Consider the following 20,822-nt stretch of genomic DNA (forward strand, 5'->3'; position numbering starts at 1 on the left):
CGGAAAAACAGGACGGAAGATGCATCCCGTTTCCCACCGGATGCTTTACGTTGCCTATACTCCGCATTATCCTTGCTTGACCCATATTAGGAGGAGTATACCCGAGAAACACATTTTTTTGCAAGCCCTTTCATAGCCCACTTCATTATCCTATGCCAATCCTATACGGCGTTGTCTCCACAAAATCGGAGAGAAGCTTGCATGATCGGAGAGATTGGTTATAATTTACCTATGAAAACAATCAACGAAAAAATCAGATGGGGAGTCCTCGGTGCCGCAAATATCGCACGGAAAAGCGTTATTCCCGCGGCCCAGAAATCCAGACAGCTTGAAATAACAGCCATTGCCAGCAGATCGGAGGAAAAGGCGCAGGAAGCGGCCGAATCCCTCGGCATAAAGAAATACTACGGAACCTATGAAGCGCTGCTGAAGGATCCCAACATCGATGCACTCTACATTCCCTTGCCAAATCATCTCCATGCACAATGGGCGATCGCGGCAATGGAGGCAGGCAAGCACGTATTGTGTGAAAAACCCATCGCCCTTTCTCTGGAGGAGATCGATGCGATGATCAGAACCAGAGACAAAACAGGAATGAAGATTGGTGAGGCCTTCATGGTAAAAAGCCATCCCCAGTGGGAGGCTGCCGTAACATTGAAAAAAGAGGGAGCCATAGGAACGCTGACCGGAGGACAGGGAAGTTTTACCTATTACAACGATAATCCTCAAAATGTCAGAAACATGTACAACAAGGGAGGAGGAGGTTTGTGGGACATCGGTGTGTATCCGGTTTTCACCAGCCGTCTCTTCTTTGGAGAAGAGCCGGAATCGGTCTGTGCGGTCGTGGAAAGCGACCCCCAATTCGGTATTGATCGACTTGCATCTGCGATACTGAAATTCCCTTCCGGACAATTCTCTTTCATCTGCGGTACGCAGACAAACAGTTATCAGCATATTCGCTTCTTCGGAACAAAGGGAACGCTTGAGATTCCCATGCCTTTCAATCCTTCTCCCAAGGAAAAGGCCAATATCCTACTCTCCGGCACGAAAGCGAATAAACAACCACAGACGATCTCCTTCGACGCTGTAGATCAGTACACCCTCGAACTGGAGGCCTTCTCCGAAGCAATCAGAACAGGAGGAGAGGTACCTGTGCCTCTGGAAAACAGCAGGCATAACACCGCCGTCATATTGGCCCTTTTCAGGGCAGCCGAACAAGGGAAATGGGAGAGCGTATAGTCTACATATGAAAACACTTTCAAGTTTGACGACACGCCGCCTTTACCTTTTGCTTTTTTTATTGCTCTTCATCCTAGTGCTGGTCATCCTTTTTTCGGTTACCGCCGTAAGATTTGAGACAATGAGTACCGACTACCGGGCGGCTCTGAATAAGATCAACGGAGTAATCACTGAATTACACCATATCAGACTCATGCCGCCGGATCAGCGAAGCTTCGACCGCCTTGAGGAGCGTCTGGCCGCCCTTTTCGAAACCCCGGCGATTACAAGGGGAAGGGCCGAGCCGACAGAGGATCTACATGATCTTGTGGCGAAGCTGAAAGAGGGGAGCATCACTTTTGATCAAGCCGTCGATGTGGTGGGTTCTGTTGCACGAAACCTGTCCACCCGCTTTTATCAAAACAGGAAGTGGGTCATCTCCATCGCAGCCTTTGATATCATTCTCAACCTGGCGGCTATCGTCATTCTCCTTGTGGTAACCCTGAGCCTCAGGAGCGCGACACACTACTTCTACGGACAAATCGGCAGAGGTCTGGAATCTATGCAACAGGTTCTCAACTACGAGCAGGATCGACTTGAACTCATCCCCCCGAAATGGGAAGAGGGACGGCGCTTAAATGAGGCGGTCAGGCGTTTCACCGAACAGATCGATCAGGATCGAACACTGCGGGAGATGGAGCTACAGACAAACATCGAAGCGCTTCTTCCCATGGTAAAGGAGCTAATGGGGAACAAAATTCCATGCGATCGCATTTCGGTTGCCTTTCTCGACACCCAGGGAATCGTCATTGCAGAGGCGGCCATCAGTTCCATGGAAAAAGTCGTACTCGAACCTGGGTTTACGGAGCACATAAACAACACCACCCTGTCCAGGGTCATTGCACAGAAGGAACCGAGGATCATTAACGATCTTGAATCCCACTACGAGACAGTACATGCATCGATAGCGACCAGGAATATTATCGAAGAGGGAATCAGATCGAGCATAACAGTCCCGCTGTTTTTCGAAAATCGATGCGTCGGCTTCTTTTTTATCTCGAGCAGGATGAAAGATGCATACCGTAAAAACCACGCATATCATGCAAGAAGAATCGCCTATACCATAAAGCAGAACCTTTACTACACCTTTGTCCTTCAGCAGGTCATAGCCGAATCCGCCACAGCCTTTGTAAAGCTGACGGAAAAAAAAGATAACGAAACGAGTCTCCATATTCTTCGAATGGCCCGCTACAGCTATCTTACCGCCCGCCAGCTTCTTAATTCAGGAGTATACTCACTATCTCCCAGGTTCATTCGGGAAATACTCTGGTTTGCCCCCCTCCACGATATCGGTAAGATAGGTATCCCCGACTCCATTCTGTTAAAGCCGGGACCTCTCAACCCTGCAGAACGAAGCATCATGGAAAGTCATGTCACCATAGGGGAAGAGGTGATTTGGTCGATGGACAGAGGCTTGCGGAAGACGATGGAACATTCACTGCTGCGAACCGCCATCGACATCATCAAAAGTCATCATGAAAAATGGGACGGCAGCGGCTATCCCGACGGATTGAGGGGGGAATCCATTCCCCTTGCGGGAAGAATTACCGCCATTGCCGATGTATTCGATGCATTGACAAGCAGGCGTTCGTATAAAGAACCCTTTTCTGTGGAAAAATCCCTAGAAATTATACGAAACGGCAAGGGTAGTCATTTTGATCCGGTGGTGGTGGAGGCCTTCGAGACCACACTGCCCGAGATACTCGCTTTCTACGAAACCCACAAAGAGGTGTGACAAACTATGAGTCCTCTTACCCTCTATGGAGCCGCCGCAACACTATTCCTCATCATGGACCCCTTCGGAAACATTGCAACATTTCTTTCGGTCCTCGCCTCGGTTCCCCAGCGACGAAGAAAAAAGATTATCATTCGTGAAATGCTTATCGCCCTCGTCATTCTTATGCTCTTTCTCTTCTTTGGAAAATATATTCTTGAGGGAATGCAGATCACCGAACCGGCCTTAAGCATATCGGGAGGAACGATTCTGTTTCTCATTGCGGTGAAAATGATCTTTCCAACAGGCGGCGGAGGAGACAGGCAGCAGCCGGAAAGTGAACCTATTGTTGTGCCTCTTGCGGTCCCCCTGGTCGCCGGCCCTTCCGCGATGGCAATGGTCATCCTTTTTTCCACTCAGGCACCGGAGAAAATACTTCTCTGGCTTCTCGCCCTTCTCATAGCCTGGAGTCTCAGTGCACTTATCCTCATCAGTGCCGAAACCTTGAGCAAACTTCTCGGACCCCGTGCAATTAAGGCGATCGAGCGGCTGATGGGAATGATTCTCACCACCATGGCAATACAGATGCTCCTCAGCGGAATTGCCTCGTTCGTTTCCTCGCTGTGACGCGCTATTGGCCAAGCAAGAACAATCTGCTACCATCTTTTTTTATGGAGGCTCGGTGATGTCTGTGTACCGAATTCATTTTACCTGGAACAAAAAAGAGGTTGCCATAAAGGCGACCAGTCTTGATTTGACTCATCCCTACTTCGTCTCCATGAAAGGGCTTATCCTTCCGGAAAGCAACGGCCTCATCATCGATCCCAGTCGGGATGAACTCACAAAGGCCTTCGGGGAAGCAGACCATATCATGATCCCTTTTCAGACCGTCTCCCTCATAGAGGAGTTAAAAGACAGCGATCCTGCCGACGAACTCGGTCTACGGCACAAGGTCACCCCTTTTCACCTCATCGAAAACGAGGATGAAGGCAAGGATGACCAGGATAAAGAGCCGGAAGCCTAAACGACTCCAGGCCCTATTAATCTTCCATCAGAAGAAACAATATCGGAAACAAGGGTGAGCTTATTCCGGGCAAGAGAGACGGCTGGAACGCTATCGTCGCCCGAAAGGAAGCGAGCGATGGCGGTTCGTTTTTTTTCACCCAACGCAAGGAGCACTATCTCGGAACCGGCATTGATCCAGGGAAAAGAGAGGGTAATGCGGCGATGGGGATGATTAGGGGATTCGGAGATGAAGGCCTCTTCGCGCCGCTTCCAATCGGTAGGACAACAGGGAAAGAGAGAGGCTACATGGCCATCGTTCCCAAGCCCGAGAAGCGTCAAGGTCGGTGGCGCAAGCCTCTCATCAGAACCTGGAGATCCTGAACCGAGCACCTGAACAAGAAAATCGCGAGGATCGGCATCGGGCGGAAAAGGATGAAAGCGTTGTTCAAGCCCTTCCCAGCCGCCTGTCAGGTGTTCCCGAATAAGGCGGGCATTACTGTCGGGGTGGGTCTGAGGCACGATGCGCTCATCGGCCTGTATCAAAACCAGGGGCTCCCAGAAGGAGGCTCCCCTGCTCTTCCCTTCATCCCGCCAAAGATGGAACAGCGGTAAGGGAGAAGTTCCTCCGGGCACGGCAACAACGACGGGGTATGGGGAAGCGGAAACCAAGGCTTCGATACGCCCATAGATTAGTCGCGCCGCATGATCGGCATCTTGTACCGCAAGAAAATTCATTTTACCCCCAGAGGCTCTATCCAGTGCCTGCCTTCTCGTTCGATCAAGTCGTGGGCCTCACCAGGCCCCCAGGTTCCGGCAGGATAGAACGGAATCGAATCCCGTGACTCCCAGTAGCTAACAAACGGATCGGTAAAGGACCAGGAAGCCTCCACATCATCCTGACGAACAAACAACGAGGCATCTCCCCGCATGGCATCGAGGATAAGCCGCCTGTAGGGAGGGATGGCCCGGGTCCCGAAGGTTTCTCTATAACTGAAGCGAAGGTCTACGGGATAGAGCATATTGGCGGCTTCCGGATATTTTACGCCGATATGCAAATCAATCATCTCCTCCGGCTGAATAACAATCCTGAGAAACGAGGGTTCTAAGGGGTTGCAGTCGTCGCGGAAAAGCTTAAGCGGGGGTTGCTTGAACTGTAAGATGATCTCCGTTCCCTTTACAGGGAAACGCTTACCGGTACGCAGGTAGAAGGGAACCCCTGCCCAGCGCCAGGAATCGATATAGACCTTTGCAGCGAAAAAGGTGGGAACGACAGAGGCGGAATCGACCCGGTCCTCCTCGCGATAGCCCGGCACCTTTTTACCTGCAATGTTCCCCGCAGCATACTGCCCAACCACCGAGCAGTCGGCAACCTTGTCGATGGAGACGGGACGAAGCGAGCGGAGCACCTTGATCTTCTCATCCCTGACCCGTTCGGCGTGAAAATCGGTAGGAGGCTCCATTGCAACAAGAGCAAGCAGCTGCAAGAGATGGTTCTGAAAGATATCCCTGATTGCTCCGGTCCTTTCGTAGAAACCTCCGCGATGGCCGATGCCGATATCTTCCCCCACGGTGATCTGTACAGAATCGATCCCGTTGCGGTTCCATATCGGCTCAAAAATACCATTGGCAAAACGAAAAAAGCTGATATTCTGAACCGTCTCCTTCCCCAGATAGTGATCCATACGAAAGATCTGCTCCTCCCGAAAGGCGGAGGCAACAAGGATATTCAGCCTTCGGGCGCCGGAAAGATCCTTCCCAAAGGGTTTTTCGATGATGATTTTCACCCGCCCGGCTTCCGTCGGCAGAGAAGAGGCGGCAATTTGATTGATAATGGTTTCGTAACTTGCCTCGGGAACAGCCAGATAGTAGAGCAGCTGTTCGGCATCGGGGAAAGATTCGATGAGCGTCGCAAGACGATCGTAGCCCTCCGCCTTCTCAAAATGGCCGTAAAGGAAATAGAGGCGGGAAAGAAAGCTGTCGAGATCGTCAGCCCGATGATCGGGGCACTCCTCCTCAATAGACTGACGTACAAGAGAGCGAAATTGGCCGTCATCCAGTTCCTGCCGTCCATAGGCAGCAATGGAAAAGGTTTGAGGGAATTCTCCCGAGCTAAAGGCATTGAACAGGGTGGGAAAAAGTTTCCTCCTGCTCAGGTCCCCTGCTCCTCCAAAAATGATGAGCGAAAAAGGAGAGACGGGAACAGCCTCCTCGACATCGCATTCCGTCATATCAAGCTCTCCGATGAACTGACGAGAACGCCCTTCGTCCTAAGTTCCCCTATCCGCTTATCGGAAAAACCAGCAGGCTGATCGACAGGCCTGCAAAGATCCTGCAGTATCGTCGTTTTATACCCAAGGGCAAGGGCATCAAGGGCTGAAAAAAAGACACACCAATCCAGGGCGAGGCCCGAAAGAAAAACCGTATCGATTCCGCAGGTCTGCAGATAGCCATGAAGTCCGGTAGGGGTTTTTCCGTCGTTTTCAAAAAAAGCCGAGTACGAATCGAGGTGGAGGGAGGTTCCTTTTCTTAGTATCAGATCGGCCCTGTCGATATCCAGGGCGGGATGAAAATCGGCTCCAGTCGTTCCTGCCACACAGTGATCCGGCCATAAATTTTGGGCGATACCGTTGGTCTCTATCCGATCATAGACCTTTTTCCCCTCATGGGTGGAGGCAAAGGAAACATGACCTAAGGGGTGCCAATCGGCGGTAGCCACCACTTTCCCGAATCCCGAACGGCCGGGGGAGTCAAGCAGACGGTTGATAGGTGGGACAATTGCATCCCCGTCCGTAACGGCCAGGGCACCTTCGGGACAAAAATCGTTCTGAATATCAATTAATATTAATGCGCTTGCACTCATGTCTCCATCATACACCAAAGCCCTGTTCATTGCCAGGTTGGTAGATGGGTGAAAGAAGGATAGTTTGACCTCCGTTGCCATCGGTGATATTTTCAAGAAAGGCATACCGCCGAAGGGGAACAGATGAAGATCGAAATCAAAAATTGCGAAATCATGCAATGGAAGGATGGAGGAGCAGAGTTCCTCCGGGGCAGCATTGCAATCGGGGAAGGCACCATCCGGAGTATAGGAGAAATTCCAAAGAGTTTTTCTCCCGACCGCGTCATTGACGCAGGGGGCGCCCTTGCCCTTCCCGGCTTGGTTAACGCCCACACCCACGTCTCCATGAGTCTTCTCAGAAATCTTGCCGATGATCTTGAACTGATGAAGTGGCTTCAAGATAAGGTATGGCCCATTGAGGAGAAGATGAGTGAAGAAGATGTCCATATCGGGGCCCTTATCTCCATGGTGGAGATGATCCATAGCGGGATTACCGCCTTTGCCGACATGTATTTCTCCATGGACCAGGTGGCGGCCGCAGCAGCCGAAGCAGGCCTTCGTGCAAATATCGGGGTGGGCCTTACCGGCGACGGGGAAACAAGTAAACCAAAGTTACAATCCTTTCGGGAATTCTACGATCGCTACAACGGAAAGGCCGATGGGAGAATTATCGTGGACCTTGCGCCCCATGCCCCCTACACCTGTGACGGTGACTGTCTTTCGGCCGCTGCCGGGGTGGCCCGTGATCTGGGTTGCGGGCTGCATATTCATCTGGCCGAAACCTCCGGCGAGGTTGATGAGTGTAAAAAGCGTTACGGGCTCTCTCCGATATTTCTCGCCGAGCGGGCAGGCCTTTTTGAAGGAAGGGCCATTGCCGCTCATTGTGTCCATGTGGACGAGGCCGATATAGAGCTTCTTGCCGACAAGGGAGTCCATGTCGTACACAATCCCACAAGTAACCTGAAACTTGCCAGTGGATTTGCTCCAACGGCAGCCATGATAGAGGCAGGGGTATCCCTTGCCATCGGCACCGATGGTCCGGCAAGCAATAATAACCAAAACATGCTTGAGGAAATTCATCTCGCGGCTATTCTCGCCAAGGTCGTTTCTGGTGATCCCACGGCCATGCCTGCGGCACAGGCCCTTCAGATAGCCACCGAGGGAGGGTCGAAGGCATTGGGGCTTGCCGAAGCCGCAGGGTCACTCAGCGAAGGAGCCCCGGCCGACCTCCTATTGCTGCGAACGGACAAGGCCCACATGCGGCCGCTGCATGATCCGGTTGCGGCCGTTGTTTATGGAGCCGGTCCCTCGGATATCGATACCCTTATCTGTGACGGCAAAGTGATCATGACAGGGGGAATAATCGAAACCCTCGACGAAGAGGAGATCATCAAAAAGGCACAAGAGGCGGCAAGCCGCTTGGTCTCGCGTTGATCGCGTCAGGAAATAAAAAGAGGAGAATGATATAGATGAAAAGCATAGAAACTATCGCGTTTAAAGAGGGGTCCCTTCACCTGATCGACCAACGAAAGCTCCCGGGACACTATGAAATCTTCGTCTGCAGCGATTACCGCGATGTGGAGTTCGCCATACGAGATATGGTGGTGCGGGGAGCTCCCGCGATTGGCGCCACCGCGGCCTACGGGGTTTATCTTGCAGCAAGGGATCTTTCGACACTGGAGGGTGAGGCATTTTTACGCGAACTGAAGAAGGCCTGCGATGTTCTCGAGGCATCCCGGCCCACCGCCGTCAATCTACGATGGGCGATCAGGCGCATGTACACCCTTGCCGACAAGGAGAGCGCGAAGGGGATCAGATTCGTTATCGAGCGTCTGAAAAAAGAGGCGGATCTTATCCATGCCGAAGATATCGAAACGAATCACCGAATGGCCGAATACGGAGGCGAACTGGTCCCCGAAGGGGCAAGGATTCTTACCCACTGTAATACCGGTGCCTTGGCAACAGCGGGTTGGGGAACCGCCCTGGGGGTTATTCGGGAGGCCTATTCCAAGGACAAAAGCATCTTCGTCTATGCAGATGAAACGCGCCCCCGGCTCCAGGGGGCACGGCTTACCGCGTGGGAACTTGTCCAGGAGGGTATTCCGGCAAAGCTCATTCCCGACAACGCTGCTGCATTTCTCATGCAACAGGGAAAGATAGACCTTGTCATGGTTGGTGCAGACAGAATTGCCACCAACGGCGATACCAGTAACAAGATCGGAACCTATATGTTATCCATCTGTGCAAAAGAACACGGTATTCCGTTTTATATCGTGGCCCCTGTTTCCACCATCGATTTTGAAATCTCCTCGGGATCCCAGATACCCATTGAAGAACGTAGTGCCGAAGAGGTGACCCATATCGGTGGTGTTCAGATTGCCCCCGAAACGATCGATGTCTATAACCCAGCTTTCGACGTCACACCGGGGGCACATATCAGCGCCATCATCACGGACAGGGGCGTTCTACGCCCACCCTATGCCGAAGCGATGAAGCTCCTGCAGGAGGAACTGCAATGAGTTCCAGGCACGGCTTCGAAACCCGGCAAATTCACGCAGGAAGCACTGGTCCCAATCCAGAAAAGGCGTTAAATCCGCCTATTTTCATGACAAGTACCTTCACTTTCGATTCCATCGCCGCAGTGGATGATGTTATGAGCTTTCGCAGCGACGATTACGTTTACACCAGGGGGAACAATCCTACGCTCAGGCTTTTCGAAAACAGGATGGCCGACCTGGAAAACGGCGTCGGTGCTGTTGCCTTTGCATCCGGGATGGCGGCAATAAGCTCGACTCTTTTCAGTCTCCTGAAACCGGGGGATTCTGTCGTAGCGCATAAAACCCTCTATGGATCAAGCCATTCGGTAATAACGACGCTCCTGCCCCGCTACGGAATTCGTTCCATCATCGCCGACCTCACGCTCCCTGGCGAGCTGGAACGGAAGGCCGATACAAGCACCAAGCTTGTCTACTTCGAAACACCGGCCAATCCCGATCTCTCCATTATCGATATACGGCAAATCGCCGAACAGGCGGCAGCCATTGGTGCAAAGGTCGTAGTCGACAACACCTTTGCGACCCCCTTTCTGCAAAGGCCCCTTGACCTCGGCGCCTTTGCAGTGGTTCATAGTGCGACGAAGTACCTTTGCGGGCACGGTGATGTATTGGGTGGAGTGACGGTTTCAAAGGATATGGATTACATCCACGAACTGAAATTTGGTTATATGTGCGAATTTGGGGGAACCATGAGCCCCTTCAACGCATGGCTCCTGCTTCGCGGAATGAAAACCCTCTCTTTGCGGATGGAACGCCACCAGGAAAATGCGGGAAAAGTTGCGGAATTCCTTCTTCAGCATCCGAAGGTCTCTAAGGTTCTCTATCCGGGTCTGACCGATCATCCGGGACACGAGACGGCAAAAAAGCAGATGAGCGGCTTTGGGGCCATGATAAGCTTCGAGGTGGCGGGCGATCTCTCTGCCACAAGTCGTGTTGTCGACGCCATGAAACTTCCGGCCCTTGCCGTAAGCCTCGGCGACTGTGAAACCCTCGTAGAACTTCCCGCCGCCATGACCCACCGCGGTTACGACAGGGAGCATCTTGCCGAGTTCGGGCTTACCGAAAGCATGATACGGCTCTCCATCGGTCTCGAAAGCGTTGTCGATATCATCGGGGATCTGGAGCAGGCCCTGGGTCGGCTTCCATGAATCGTTTCCCGGATCTGCGAAAGGCCTTTCCCTTTTTCGGGCGACAAAAAGAGGAAGAGGAGCGAATCTATTTAGATTCGGCAGGCACAAGTCTGAGTCTGGGCTGCAGTATAGATGCGATGGAGGCCTACCTGAACGACTACCGGGCCAACATCCACTCAGGGGGCTATCGCTCTTCGATGAAGGCGACAGAGGCCTATGAGGCGGCACGCAGAGAGGTTGCCCGCTTCATCGATGCCGCAGAGCCCGCCGAGCTTATTTTTACAGCAGGCACCACCGATGCCGTTAATATGGCTGCAAACGGATGGAGCCGCGGTCGGCTCGGAAAGGGAAAGGCCATCGTCGCCACCCAAGCCGAACATCATTCAAATTTTCTCCCCTGGCGAAGGGCGGCCCAAGAGCTTGGCGTGCCGTTTCGCATCATACCGGTTACCGAGGAGGGGGGCATAGACTATAGCAAGATTGAAGAGATCATTACCCCCGATTGCGGTCTCGTGGCCGTTACAGCCCTCTCAAACGTCAGCGGTGAAGTTGTCGATCTGGAGTCTGTCATCGCCAGGGCCAAGGCCTGCGGGGCCCTGGTCTTTGTGGACGGAGCCCAGGCAGCGGCACGCATTCCCCTTTCCGTGCGGAGACTGGACATAGACTTCCTCGCCTTTTCCGGCCATAAATGTTACGGAACCACGGGCTGTGGAATCCTCTACGGCAAACGCAAATTACTTGAAAAGCTTCCGCCTTTCCGCCTCGGAGGAGGCATGGTACGGTGGGTCGACGAAAAGGAAGCTGCGTATGCATCACTTCCCGCCCTCCATGAGGGGGGAACACCGGACATCGGTGGAGCCGTGGCTTTAGGAAGTGCCTTGCATTTTCTGCGGGAAACCGGAATGGAGGCAATATACCGCCACGAATGCATGCTGACAAAGGCGTGTACCGACGCCCTTGCAGCCCTTGCCGGGGTACAGATTATAGATGTGGCCAGCCGCCCTCACTGCGGTGTAGTCTCCTTTCGTATCGAGGGGGTACATCCCCATGACGCCGTTACCTTTTTAGATAGCAAGGGAATTGAACTGCGGGGCGGGCTCCATTGCGCCCATCCCCTTCACACTGCGCTCCACTGGAGCGGGAGTATTCGAGCATCCTTCGGTATCTACTCAACAGAAGAGGAGGTAGAGACCCTCACCAGAGAAATCAAAAACTGCATTCGTTTTTTTCGCTAAGCAAGGAGGAATCATGACAAATCCATCCGACCTTTATCAAAAGGCCTTGCTCTCACTCTCCCGAAATCCACTCCATAAGGGCCCATGCGACAAGGACCCCGAACGCAGACGCTTGCGTAATCCCATCTGTGGGGACGATATTGAAGTGTCTCTCAGCCTTGGACGTTTCGACGGGTATGCCTGTGCCCTTTGTACCGCCTCTGCAGAACTGCTTTGCAGAAGGATCGAGGAGTTAAGAAACGAAAACGGAGCTACCGAGGAAACGATAAGGACCGAGGTAAAACGGATTCTAACGCTGCTGCAGCATCCGGAAGATTCCTCGTGGTCGAAGGGCTCCCTCCTTGACGACCTCAAGCCTCTTCTCGCTGCCCACCGATTTCCCTCAAGGCTCGACTGTGTCCTTCTCCCTTGGAGATGTGCAGGAGAAGAGGCAGAAGAACAATGAGAAAACGACTTTTGCTCTTTTTTGCCGCCGTCATCCTCCTGACTGGTACGCTTTTGATAGGCATAGCCGGAAATACCTTTTGGCAAAGCCAACGGAAGATTATCGATCAAATACAAGAAGATATTGTCGGTCAGGTGGAAGAACGGGTCGCTAATTTCGATCTCCTTCTTTTTTGGACCGAAGAGGCTATGCAGAAGGAAGGAACAGAGGCAATGGCACGCCTGAGTTCCGACTATCCCGACATCGAAAAGCTGCTGAAGATCCCGCCTGCGGAATTAAAGAAGATAGCAAGTGTCTACGGCCTAGATGAAATCTATGTAATCGATCCGAACCAGATTATTGTACAAAGCTCTCTTATCTCCGATATCGGGATCGACATCGGAAAATTCAGCAGACGTTTTTCACGTTTTCTTTTTGATATCGCCGGATCGGGACGCATTGCAGCCCAGAAGCTTGTTCCCTCCAGTACAACCGGTATTATCAATACATATTTTTATTACGGCTCCCCCTCCTCACGTTACCTCTTGGAAGGAAGCCTCTCCGTCAGTAGTTTTTTCGGAAAAAATTATCCTCCACACTTCTACGATTATTTTTTCCACGATTACTTTTCCGATCTTACAAACGGAAGAAGTTATGTCTCCTCAATTGGAATTTACCACCTAAGCCACGGGATACAGTGGTCGCTCATAGATGAAGATCGATCCTTTGTCGACCGTTTTTCCGTCGTCCCCCAACTCAGAGAGGGTAAAACGATAACAATACGGGAGGGGGGCCGCCTTTATCGATACCAACCGCTGCAGATCAGAAGCATAACTACGGATTTTTCCTATCCGCTTTTTATCGAAATTGCTTACGACCTTTCTCCTATACAGGCCATTCAAAGGGGCTCCTTTGCCCATGGCTTCACGCTTATGCTCTTTTTCCTTTTTATCATTATGATTCCCTTCATATATCTCTTGCAGAAATTATTTCTCAATCCACTTTCCGCAATCGAAGCAAATATCCACAAAATTGAGCGAGGAGAGCATCCTCGCAAACGCGATCACACCGGAGATAATGATCTTCAGGCAATCGACTCTGCAATCATCAAAATGGCCGAACGTATTGACGAGCGAACGGGAGAACTTCAAAAAACCAGAATTTTTTTTCGCAATATCATCAATGCAATGCCTTCTGCCATCTTTATCGTGAATGAAACAGGTATGATCGAGAGTGGAAACGATACCGCAGCCTCAATGTTCGGAATGGAGAAAGGAACGATTGTGGGAATGGCCTTTGACAAGCTTCTTCCGGAAGTTTCACCTATGCTGGCCGACATCGCGAAAGGAACTTCACACAATAGCGTCGAAAGTCCCCGACTTCTAAAAATCAACAGGAACCAGAATGAACTACTTTTCGCCCTCTCGATTTTCACCGTCCAAGGTAAAAACTCCCAATGGGTTATTCGCCTTGACGACGTGACGGAAAGCAAACGCAAAGACGAGCAGATACGACAGGCTCAGCGTATGGAAACCATCGGCTATTTGGCAGGCGGACTTGCACATGATTTCAACAATATCCTCGGGGGTATCAGTGGGACGATCAGCCTGATGAAGCTTGAGCTGGAAGAGGAGCCAAGCCCAAATCGGGATACAATCCTCCATCATCTCGAGACTATTTCGGATTCGGTATCCAGCGCCTCTCACATTGTGATGCAGATGCTTACGCTGGCAAAAAAAAAGGGATCGGAGAAAAAGATTTTCGATCTGAATGAGATAGCCAGTCGTTCGGTAGAATTTCTACGAAACTCAACAGATAAAAGTGTCGAGATAGCTTTTACACCCTTCACAAGAGCGGCGATTTGCGAAGGATCGCCTTCTCAGATCGAGCAGGTGATTCTCAATCTCGGAATCAACGGTATTCATGCCATGACCACCATGAGGGAGAAAAAAGAAGAGTATGGCGGAAAACTTTCGATTTCCGTGGAGCGATCGATACTAAGCAAAGAATTCTTTGCGTCCCATCCCGAGAGCAACCGGGGAGGATATTGGAATATCAAGGTACGTGATACGGGAATCGGAATTCCGGAAGAAAATCGGCAAAAAATATTCGATCCCTTTTTCTCTACAAAGAGCAGGGGACGGGGCACAGGTTTAGGTCTCACCATGGTCTACAACATCGTCCAGCAGCACGGAGGTATAATCGAAATAAAAAGCACCGCTGGGGAAGGAACAAGCTTTATCATTCATCTCCCCCTCCCCCATTCGGTCATGAACGGATCTCTGCCTATAGCCGATCATGGCTCTGGGCGCCCCAGGATGACCAAAGGATCGGGAACCGTTCTTTTCGTGGACGACGAAGAGATGCTTCTTTCCAACGGATCCGCTATGTTGCACGCCTGCGGCTATGAAGTAACGACCGCCTCCTCGGGCAAAAACGCCATGGAATTGCTTCGAAAAACCCCGGATCGCTACGATATTGCCGTCGTCGATATTATCATGCCTGAATTTAGTGGATTAGAATGTTTGAAAGCGATCCAGAAAGAGGCTCCATCGCTTCCGGTGATTCTTACAAGCGGAAATTCCGGGGACGAACAAATCAGTGAGGGAATAGAAGCGGGAGCCGCCGCTTTTTTGCCGAAACCTTATTCCATAGAGACACTAAGTTCTTTGATAGCAGATACCCTTAAACCTCGATTAATATCGAAAGATGAGTTATAATGTAGGAAATAAAAATTGTTCAAAGGAGAACAACAATGGCGCAAATATTGATCGCCGATGATGAAATATATGTGCGCGATCTGATAAAAAGAAGTCTTGCACATGGCCCTCATTCGTTTTTTGAAGCCTCCGACGGAAATGAAACAACCAGAATTCTGGAAGCGTATCCCGTGGATCTTTTGATCATTGATATGGTAATGCCGCATAAGGGTGGGCTTGAAACGCTTATGGATCTGCGGCTTAAAAACGAAAACCTAAAAGTGATCGCCATTACCGGAAAAATTTCTACCGATCGCGATTCAATGAAGGGACTTGCCAGGCAGTTTCATATTGATGTGGTGTTCGAAAAACCCTTTGATATCTTCGAATTTACCCAATCGGTTGATTCGTTACTGAAAAAATAGTACACAAGGTGCTTGCTTTTTCTTTATTTTTCGTTAACCATATAACCAATGAAGGTTAACACATCACGAAACATTCTTCATATGCTCGGCGACCGGGAATGCATCTCTGGTGAAACCATGGCAACACATCTGGGCTTAAGCAGAGTGGCCGTCTGGAAACAGATACAGCAGTTACGAGAGCGGGGGTATGTGATTGAATCAAGCTCGCGCGGTTATCGGCTGATCAAGCTTCCGGAAGAACCTCGAGCGGAACAATTTCCTTCGTCTTTTCCCTTCAAGGTGGAATATCGGCAGAAAACAGGCTCTACCATGGAAGATGCTCGAAAAGCAGAGGAGAGAATCGCCACCCTCTTTCTCGCGGGAGAGCAAAGTTCCGGACGCGGGAGAAAAAACAGGAGTTGGCAGAGCCCCGAGGGAGGTCTATACGCCAGCGTTCTTTTTTTTCCCGGCAGTGAGTACGGTGCCGCTTTCTTTTCGCCGATGAAGCTTGCCGCTTCCGTGGTCAACGTTCTTCGAAAAACATATCATATCCCGGCCCGAATATCCTGGCCTAACGATATTGTCGTAGGAGAACGAAAGATTGCGGGAATCATCACCGAGCTTCACGGCAAATACGATCTTGTCGACCGGCAGATTATTGGTATCGGAATCAATCTTCAACCCGTTCCGGGGGTCCCGCGTTCCGGCGCACTTCAGGAATTCGTCGATAGGAAAAAAAAACTACCATCTTCTGCGGATCTGGCGATGGGGATTTTTTCCGAATTTCATTCTCGAATGAATCGGTGGAGCCCACAGCAGACCATTGCTGCATGGAAGGCTGCCTCAGCAACAATCGGCAGAAGAGTCCGAATTGAAAAAAGCTGGGGGACGGCGGTGACAGGTCGAGCAAAAGATATCGGAAGCGACGGCTCCCTCCTGATCGAATCGGACGAAGGATATGTAGAAGCGGTGAGGGAAGGCGACTGCATCATGCTTTCAGAACAATAAACAGAAAGGAACTACAATGGCTAACAACGACACGAACAAAGCAAGGCCTCTGGCCTCGATGGTATTTGCGGCCCTCTTTGCGGCACTCATATCGGCAGGAGCCTACATCATGATTCCCCTGGGCCCGGTCCCTCTGGTTATGCAGAACTTTTTTGTCTTTCTTACCGCCTTACTGCTGAGGCCCCGCGATGCGCTCTTTTCCATCCTCCTCTATCTGGCCATCGGTTCAGCAGGCCTGCCGGTCTTTTCAGGAGGTACCGGGGGCATTGCCCACTTCTTCGGCCCCACGGGAGGCTATTTGCTTGCCTATCTGCCGGCGATGATAGCGGGATCATTCATTGCCCATCTGCGTCGTGAAAAAGGCTCAAAAACAGCGGCTCTGATCATCAATTTCTCGGCAGCTTTGGTTGCGGCGCTTATTACCTACATAATTGGACTGCCCTGGCTTAAGATTGCAGCAGGTATCAGCTGGAAGGCGACCCTTGCAGCCGGGCTCTATCCCTTTATCATCGGGGACCTACTAAAGATTTGTGCCGCTGCCGTGCTGGCCCTCCCCTTAAAAGAACGATTGGAAGAGATTCTCCATGACTGAAACGGCAGAGGTGATACTCGAGCTTCAGAATGTCAGTCGCCGATTTCGCGACGGTACAACGGCGCTACGGGACGTATCTCTTAATTTCACCCGAGGATCCTTTACCCTCCTTCTTGGAACCAACGGATCGGGGAAGTCGGTGCTTCTAAAGATCATTGCAGGCCTCTTGGAGCCTCAGGAAGGTTCGGTATTTCTGGAAGGAAAGCCCCTCTCCGATCATGGTCGGAGCCTCCACCAAAAAATTGGTTTTATCTTTCAAAATCCCGACAGCCAAATCGTCGGTCAGACCGTGGCGGAGGATGTTGCCTTCGGACCGAGAAATTTAGGATGTACTGAACCACAGATTATCGAACGTAGTGAGAAGGCTCTTGAAAAGACAGGACTGTTACATCTGAAAGATAAACGGCCTCACCTTCTTTCGGGAGGGGAAAAACGGAGGCTTGCAGTGGCGGGAGTGGAAGCGATGGAACCGGACATCGTACTTCTGGACGAACCATTCGGGAACCTTGATTATCCGGGGGCCATTGAACTGCTCCGGATTCTCAAAGATCTCAAGGAAGGCGGACGGACCATCATCCTTGTGACACACGATTTGATGAAGAGCGCGGCCCTGGCGGATCGGGCCATCGTCCTGTCGAAGGGCAGTGTCGTGGAAAACGGTTCTCTGGAAACCATGAGAGAGCGGTTGAAAGGCTTCGGCATCAAACCTCCGCCTAAGGCCTTTCCCATCGAAAAATGTAGCTGGCTTGATGAAACAGCGTGAACTATTCAGGTTTCTGCCCGGCGATGATCCGGTCAGAGGCTTCGATCCGCGGTTGAAACTTCCGATGCTCTTGCTTTGCGCATTCAGCCTGGCAAAGCTTCCCCCTATGGCATACCTGCTATCCCTTTTGATACCTACCGCTGCAGCGGTATCTGCAAAGATATCGCCGCTGAGAGCATTCAGGGAGAGCCGTGGCCTTTTGCTGATTGCCCTATTGCTCGTGGTCGCTACGGCCCTATCCGATGGGAGGCCGGACAAAGGCCATGTGGCAGAAGCGTTGCTCCAGGGCTGCCGCTTTCTTTCAATCGTATTCCTTGCCCATATCGCTGTTGAGACAACAAGTACCCAGCAGTTTGGGGCAGCGGTCTATGCCTATTTGGCCCCTATCTCTCCCCGCTTTGCTGCAAAGTGTGCACTCTCAATAGCCCTTACCATCCGCTTTCTGCCGATGATTTTTGAATTGATAGACGAGATTGAAGAGGCAAAAACCGCTCGGGGGATTGCCGCGTGCCGCAATCCCATCCGGAGGATACGTACTACCGTAAATCCTCTGTTTACCTTGCTTCTGGAGCGGAGTCAGCAGCTGATTGAGGCTTTGGAATGCCGGGGAACGGGACGAGACGGTTCCAACATTCCACCCAGGCTCGGCCCCCTTGAAAAGAAAGCGATCATGTTGTTCGTACCTGCAGCCACATATCTGCTTTTCCTGATGCTCTGGTTTCGCTGATTCGTATTACGCCGACAGGTATCAAGGAGCTTGCAAGACTATCACCGAAGTGTAGCATCGGCATTCTCATCCAGCGGATACACAAGGACCGAGGAGTTCCTTTCACAGTTGTATTGCTGACGCTTTCTCGCCGGTATCTCATCCAGTGATGCACGGCGAAAGCCCTGTTGCTCGAACCAGTCCGCAGTACGGGTCGTAAGAACAAATAACTGTCGCAGCCCCCTGTTTCTGGCCCGTTCGATCAAAAAAGAAACGAGGCGTCCTCCTATACCGGTACCATGATACTTTCGATTTACAGCCACCGCAGCAATTTCGGCCTGGTCATCCCCATAGGTATGAAGAGCCGCACAACCATGAACGATTCCGTCGACATCGAAGACAATGAAATCGTGATAGAACTGCTGGAGCGTCTGTTTGTCCCTGGGTACGAGGATACCTTCTTCCACGTAGGGGTCCATGATGCGCAGCACATCCGAAACATCCGATGCGCGCATATCACGAATGCTCTCGTAAAGATTCGTATGAACCATGGTACCGACGCCCTGGTTGGAGAAAATCTCCTGAAGCAGCACCCCTTCACGCCGCCCGTCCAGGATGTGGACCCGGGAGATACCCTGATCGCAGGCCCTTCGGGCCAGATTGATACGGAAGAGCTCCCCGCTTTTTTCTGGATTGAGGTCGAGAAAATGAGCGGCGGTAGAGGCATCGATCCGGCTGATTCTTCCGTCACGGGAAATCCCGCATTCCGCAGGACAGTTGTAGTGATCGGCCGAAAGCTGAGCTTCGGTGGTGATGAAAAAGAGTTTTTCCGCCCCTAAAGCAACGGCGATTTGCAGTACAAGCTCATCGCTGGATAAATTGTAGGGCTTACCCGTCGAATTCCAACCGATGCAGGGGAAAATCGGAATCATCCCCATGGAGATGACCTCGCGAACGGGATCGGTCAGAATCCGCTCAACGGTACCGGAATAATGGAAATCGATACCGTCTATGACACCGAGGCTTTTTGCCCTGACCCAATTGCCTACCACGGCGTTCACATCCTGGCCCGCCAATCCTGTCATCAATCGGTTGGAAACATCGAAGGCGGCCATGCGGGCAAAGGGAATCGTCTCTTCGGTCGTGATACGGATGCTGCGATGATATCCTGTCGTAAAGCCGTAACGGCTAATGATCTCATCGATACGTTCTCTGGCGCCTGGCACAAGCACCACGTTGATACCCAGCTGCTGAAGCAGGGCGATATCTTTTATTAGAAGAGGAAATTGAGGATGATCGATAACGGTACAATCAATCTTCACGACAAAAACGGCATCCCGATAGCGATGGGCATAGGAAAACCCCTGGCGCAGTAAATTCATGTCGTCCTGTGATTGAACGGTCTTCATCCCCGCTTGCTCCTTACTGTTTCGACAATTTCAGCCGCAACGGCAAGGGCAATCTCCTCGGGCTCTTTTGCACCGATATTAAGGCCGATGGGACCTCGAAGCAGGGCAAGGTCTGCGGCACTTATCCCTTGTTCCGCCAGCCGGTCCCGGCGAGCGGCGAGGGTCTTGCGGCTACCGAGCACCCCTGCATAAAAGCAGTCCGAGTCCAGGGCCCCGAAAATAGCCTGGTCATCTATTTTGCTGTCGTGAGACAAGGCGGCAACGGCAAAACGCTTGTCGATGCATAGTTTTTCGAAGGCGGGTTTCGGCCACATGTTCAATACGGCGTCCGCTTCGGGAAATCTGTCAGCTGAAAGAAAAGCCTCACGGGGATCGACGATGACGACACGCCAAGCAAGGGCTTTTGCAATACGGCTCAAGGCCACGGAAATATGGCCGCCGCCCACGATGCAGAGATTGACCGGAGGAGGAGACATCATGGCAAACCAGTGTTCATCACGAATGCCCCGCTTCAACGCTTCAGAGGGAGCCTTAGCAATGAACGCTTTCAGGGCCCCCAATTGGGCAAGAGAAAGATCGGAAGAAAAGACAAGCTCATCGACACTCTCTCCGGCAAATAAAAGCCCGGCGGAAGCGGATTCTCCGTCCAGGGAAACTCCCCACAGAGCTCCTTTACCCTCTCGTATTAACTCGATGTATCGTTTTTCAACAAGCTCGGATCCCGGGTAGATCATGACCGATACGGTCCCCCCACAGGGGGATATGGTACCGAAAATGGGATCCTGCACCTCACAAAAGCTGAGAAGAAGAGGATCGCCCCCTTCGAGCAAGCGGACGGCCGCCCGCATCACCTCTCCCTCGATACACCCACCGCTGACTGAACCGGTTATTGCTCCATCGGCGGAAACAAGCATAGTAGCCCCCACGCCTCTGACACCGGAACCGGCAATATCCACTACCGTCGCCAGGGCATGCCGATCCTCTAAGCGGGAGGAATCGGACAGCTCGATAATCTCTTTCATAACGTATAAGTATATCCGCAGAAACCTAGCGGGTCTATA

Annotated in this window: 20 protein-coding genes; 15 read left to right on the forward strand and 5 right to left on the reverse strand. The window is 51.7% G+C overall.

The window, feature by feature from the left end:
• Window positions 1–231 precede the first annotated feature (231 nt).
• Genes F459_RS0104960 through F459_RS0104975 form a run of 4 tightly spaced genes read left to right on the forward strand, consistent with a single transcriptional unit; the run spans window position 232 to window position 4,016 of the window.
• On the forward strand, window positions 232–1,239 hold the full coding sequence (locus F459_RS0104960; RefSeq protein ID WP_026294904.1) for a Gfo/Idh/MocA family protein: 1,008 nt from the start codon (window positions 232–234) through the stop codon (window positions 1,237–1,239).
• A 7-nt stretch (window positions 1,240–1,246) separates the two neighbouring features.
• The gene (locus F459_RS0104965) at window positions 1,247–3,013 is read left to right on the forward strand and encodes an HD domain-containing phosphohydrolase (protein ID WP_020611632.1); all 1,767 of its coding nucleotides are present in this window, start codon (window positions 1,247–1,249) and stop codon (window positions 3,011–3,013) included.
• 6 nt (window positions 3,014–3,019) lie between these two features.
• A complete protein-coding gene (locus F459_RS0104970) occupies window positions 3,020–3,619 on the forward strand; it encodes a MarC family protein (RefSeq protein WP_020611633.1) in 600 nt (199 codons plus the stop codon).
• 58 nt (window positions 3,620–3,677) lie between these two features.
• On the forward strand, window positions 3,678–4,016 hold the full coding sequence (locus tag F459_RS0104975) for a DUF1820 family protein (RefSeq protein WP_020611634.1): 339 nt from the start codon (window positions 3,678–3,680) through the stop codon (window positions 4,014–4,016).
• On the opposite strand, the gene F459_RS0104980 is transcribed toward F459_RS0104975, so the two are convergent.
• From F459_RS0104980 to pncA, 3 genes are read right to left on the reverse strand one after another with little or no spacing between them, the layout of a single operon-like run.
• Window positions 4,013–4,732 (reverse strand): 6-phosphogluconolactonase, encoded by a 720-nt coding sequence (locus tag F459_RS0104980; protein ID WP_020611635.1) that lies wholly within the window; start codon window positions 4,730–4,732, stop codon window positions 4,013–4,015. The two genes, F459_RS0104975 and F459_RS0104980, sit on opposite strands and share 4 nt — an antisense overlap.
• Window positions 4,729–6,225, reverse strand: coding sequence for a glucose-6-phosphate dehydrogenase (gene zwf / locus F459_RS0104985; protein ID WP_020611636.1), 1,497 nt, complete (start codon window positions 6,223–6,225; stop codon window positions 4,729–4,731). The genes F459_RS0104980 and zwf overlap by 4 nt, the downstream gene beginning before the upstream one ends.
• Window positions 6,222–6,857 (reverse strand): bifunctional nicotinamidase/pyrazinamidase, encoded by a 636-nt coding sequence (gene pncA / locus F459_RS0104990; RefSeq protein ID WP_020611637.1) that lies wholly within the window; start codon window positions 6,855–6,857, stop codon window positions 6,222–6,224. Before pncA ends, zwf begins: the two co-directional genes overlap by 4 nt.
• Window positions 6,858–6,980: 123 nt before the next feature.
• On the opposite strand from pncA, the gene F459_RS0104995 reads away from it, so the two are divergent.
• Genes F459_RS0104995 through F459_RS0105045 form a run of 11 tightly spaced genes read left to right on the forward strand, consistent with a single transcriptional unit; the run spans window position 6,981 to window position 18,373 of the window.
• Entirely contained in the window at window positions 6,981–8,270 is a 1,290-nt protein-coding gene (locus tag F459_RS0104995; RefSeq protein ID WP_020611638.1) for an amidohydrolase, read from the forward strand.
• A 35-nt stretch (window positions 8,271–8,305) separates the two neighbouring features.
• Complete coding sequence (mtnA, locus tag F459_RS0105000) at window positions 8,306–9,355, forward strand: S-methyl-5-thioribose-1-phosphate isomerase (protein ID WP_020611639.1); 1,050 nt, start codon at window positions 8,306–8,308, stop codon at window positions 9,353–9,355.
• Window positions 9,352–10,539, forward strand: a complete 1,188-nt coding sequence (locus tag F459_RS0105005; protein ID WP_020611640.1) for a trans-sulfuration enzyme family protein — start codon at window positions 9,352–9,354, stop codon at window positions 10,537–10,539. The genes mtnA and F459_RS0105005 overlap by 4 nt, the downstream gene beginning before the upstream one ends.
• Window positions 10,536–11,756: an aminotransferase class V-fold PLP-dependent enzyme gene (locus F459_RS0105010; RefSeq protein WP_020611641.1), complete on the forward strand. Its 1,221-nt coding sequence runs from the start codon at window positions 10,536–10,538 to the stop codon at window positions 11,754–11,756. The genes F459_RS0105005 and F459_RS0105010 overlap by 4 nt, the downstream gene beginning before the upstream one ends.
• 13 nt (window positions 11,757–11,769) lie before the next feature.
• Window positions 11,770–12,201, forward strand: a complete 432-nt coding sequence (locus F459_RS0105015; protein WP_020611642.1) for an iron-sulfur cluster assembly scaffold protein — start codon at window positions 11,770–11,772, stop codon at window positions 12,199–12,201.
• Window positions 12,198–14,900, forward strand: a complete 2,703-nt coding sequence (locus F459_RS0105020) for a hybrid sensor histidine kinase/response regulator (protein ID WP_020611643.1) — start codon at window positions 12,198–12,200, stop codon at window positions 14,898–14,900. Before F459_RS0105015 ends, F459_RS0105020 begins: the two co-directional genes overlap by 4 nt.
• A 35-nt stretch (window positions 14,901–14,935) precedes the next feature.
• The gene (locus tag F459_RS0105025; RefSeq protein WP_020611644.1) at window positions 14,936–15,304 is read left to right on the forward strand and encodes a response regulator; all 369 of its coding nucleotides are present in this window, start codon (window positions 14,936–14,938) and stop codon (window positions 15,302–15,304) included.
• A gap of 48 nt (window positions 15,305–15,352) precedes the next feature.
• Window positions 15,353–16,291 (forward strand): biotin--[acetyl-CoA-carboxylase] ligase, encoded by a 939-nt coding sequence (locus F459_RS0105030; protein WP_033301268.1) that lies wholly within the window; start codon window positions 15,353–15,355, stop codon window positions 16,289–16,291.
• A 16-nt stretch (window positions 16,292–16,307) separates the two neighbouring features.
• Complete coding sequence (locus tag F459_RS0105035; RefSeq protein WP_020611646.1) at window positions 16,308–16,883, forward strand: biotin transporter BioY; 576 nt, start codon at window positions 16,308–16,310, stop codon at window positions 16,881–16,883.
• Window positions 16,876–17,646, forward strand: a complete 771-nt coding sequence (locus tag F459_RS0105040) for an energy-coupling factor ABC transporter ATP-binding protein (RefSeq protein ID WP_020611647.1) — start codon at window positions 16,876–16,878, stop codon at window positions 17,644–17,646. Before F459_RS0105035 ends, F459_RS0105040 begins: the two co-directional genes overlap by 8 nt.
• On the forward strand, window positions 17,633–18,373 hold the full coding sequence (locus F459_RS0105045; RefSeq protein ID WP_020611648.1) for an energy-coupling factor transporter transmembrane component T family protein: 741 nt from the start codon (window positions 17,633–17,635) through the stop codon (window positions 18,371–18,373). Before F459_RS0105040 ends, F459_RS0105045 begins: the two co-directional genes overlap by 14 nt.
• A gap of 41 nt (window positions 18,374–18,414) precedes the next feature.
• Here the strand turns inward: F459_RS0105045 and argA are convergent, their stop codons facing one another.
• Entirely contained in the window at window positions 18,415–19,761 is a 1,347-nt protein-coding gene (argA, locus tag F459_RS0105050) for an amino-acid N-acetyltransferase (RefSeq protein ID WP_020611649.1), read from the reverse strand.
• Entirely contained in the window at window positions 19,758–20,783 is a 1,026-nt protein-coding gene (locus tag F459_RS0105055; protein ID WP_020611650.1) for an XdhC family protein, read from the reverse strand. Before F459_RS0105055 ends, argA begins: the two co-directional genes overlap by 4 nt.
• Between the last annotated feature and the right edge of the window lie 39 nt (window positions 20,784–20,822).

Origin of the sequence: Sediminispirochaeta bajacaliforniensis DSM 16054 (assembly GCF_000378205.1) — a bacterium.
In the GTDB taxonomy this organism is placed as follows: Bacteria; Spirochaetota; Spirochaetia; order DSM-16054; family Sediminispirochaetaceae; genus Sediminispirochaeta; species Sediminispirochaeta bajacaliforniensis.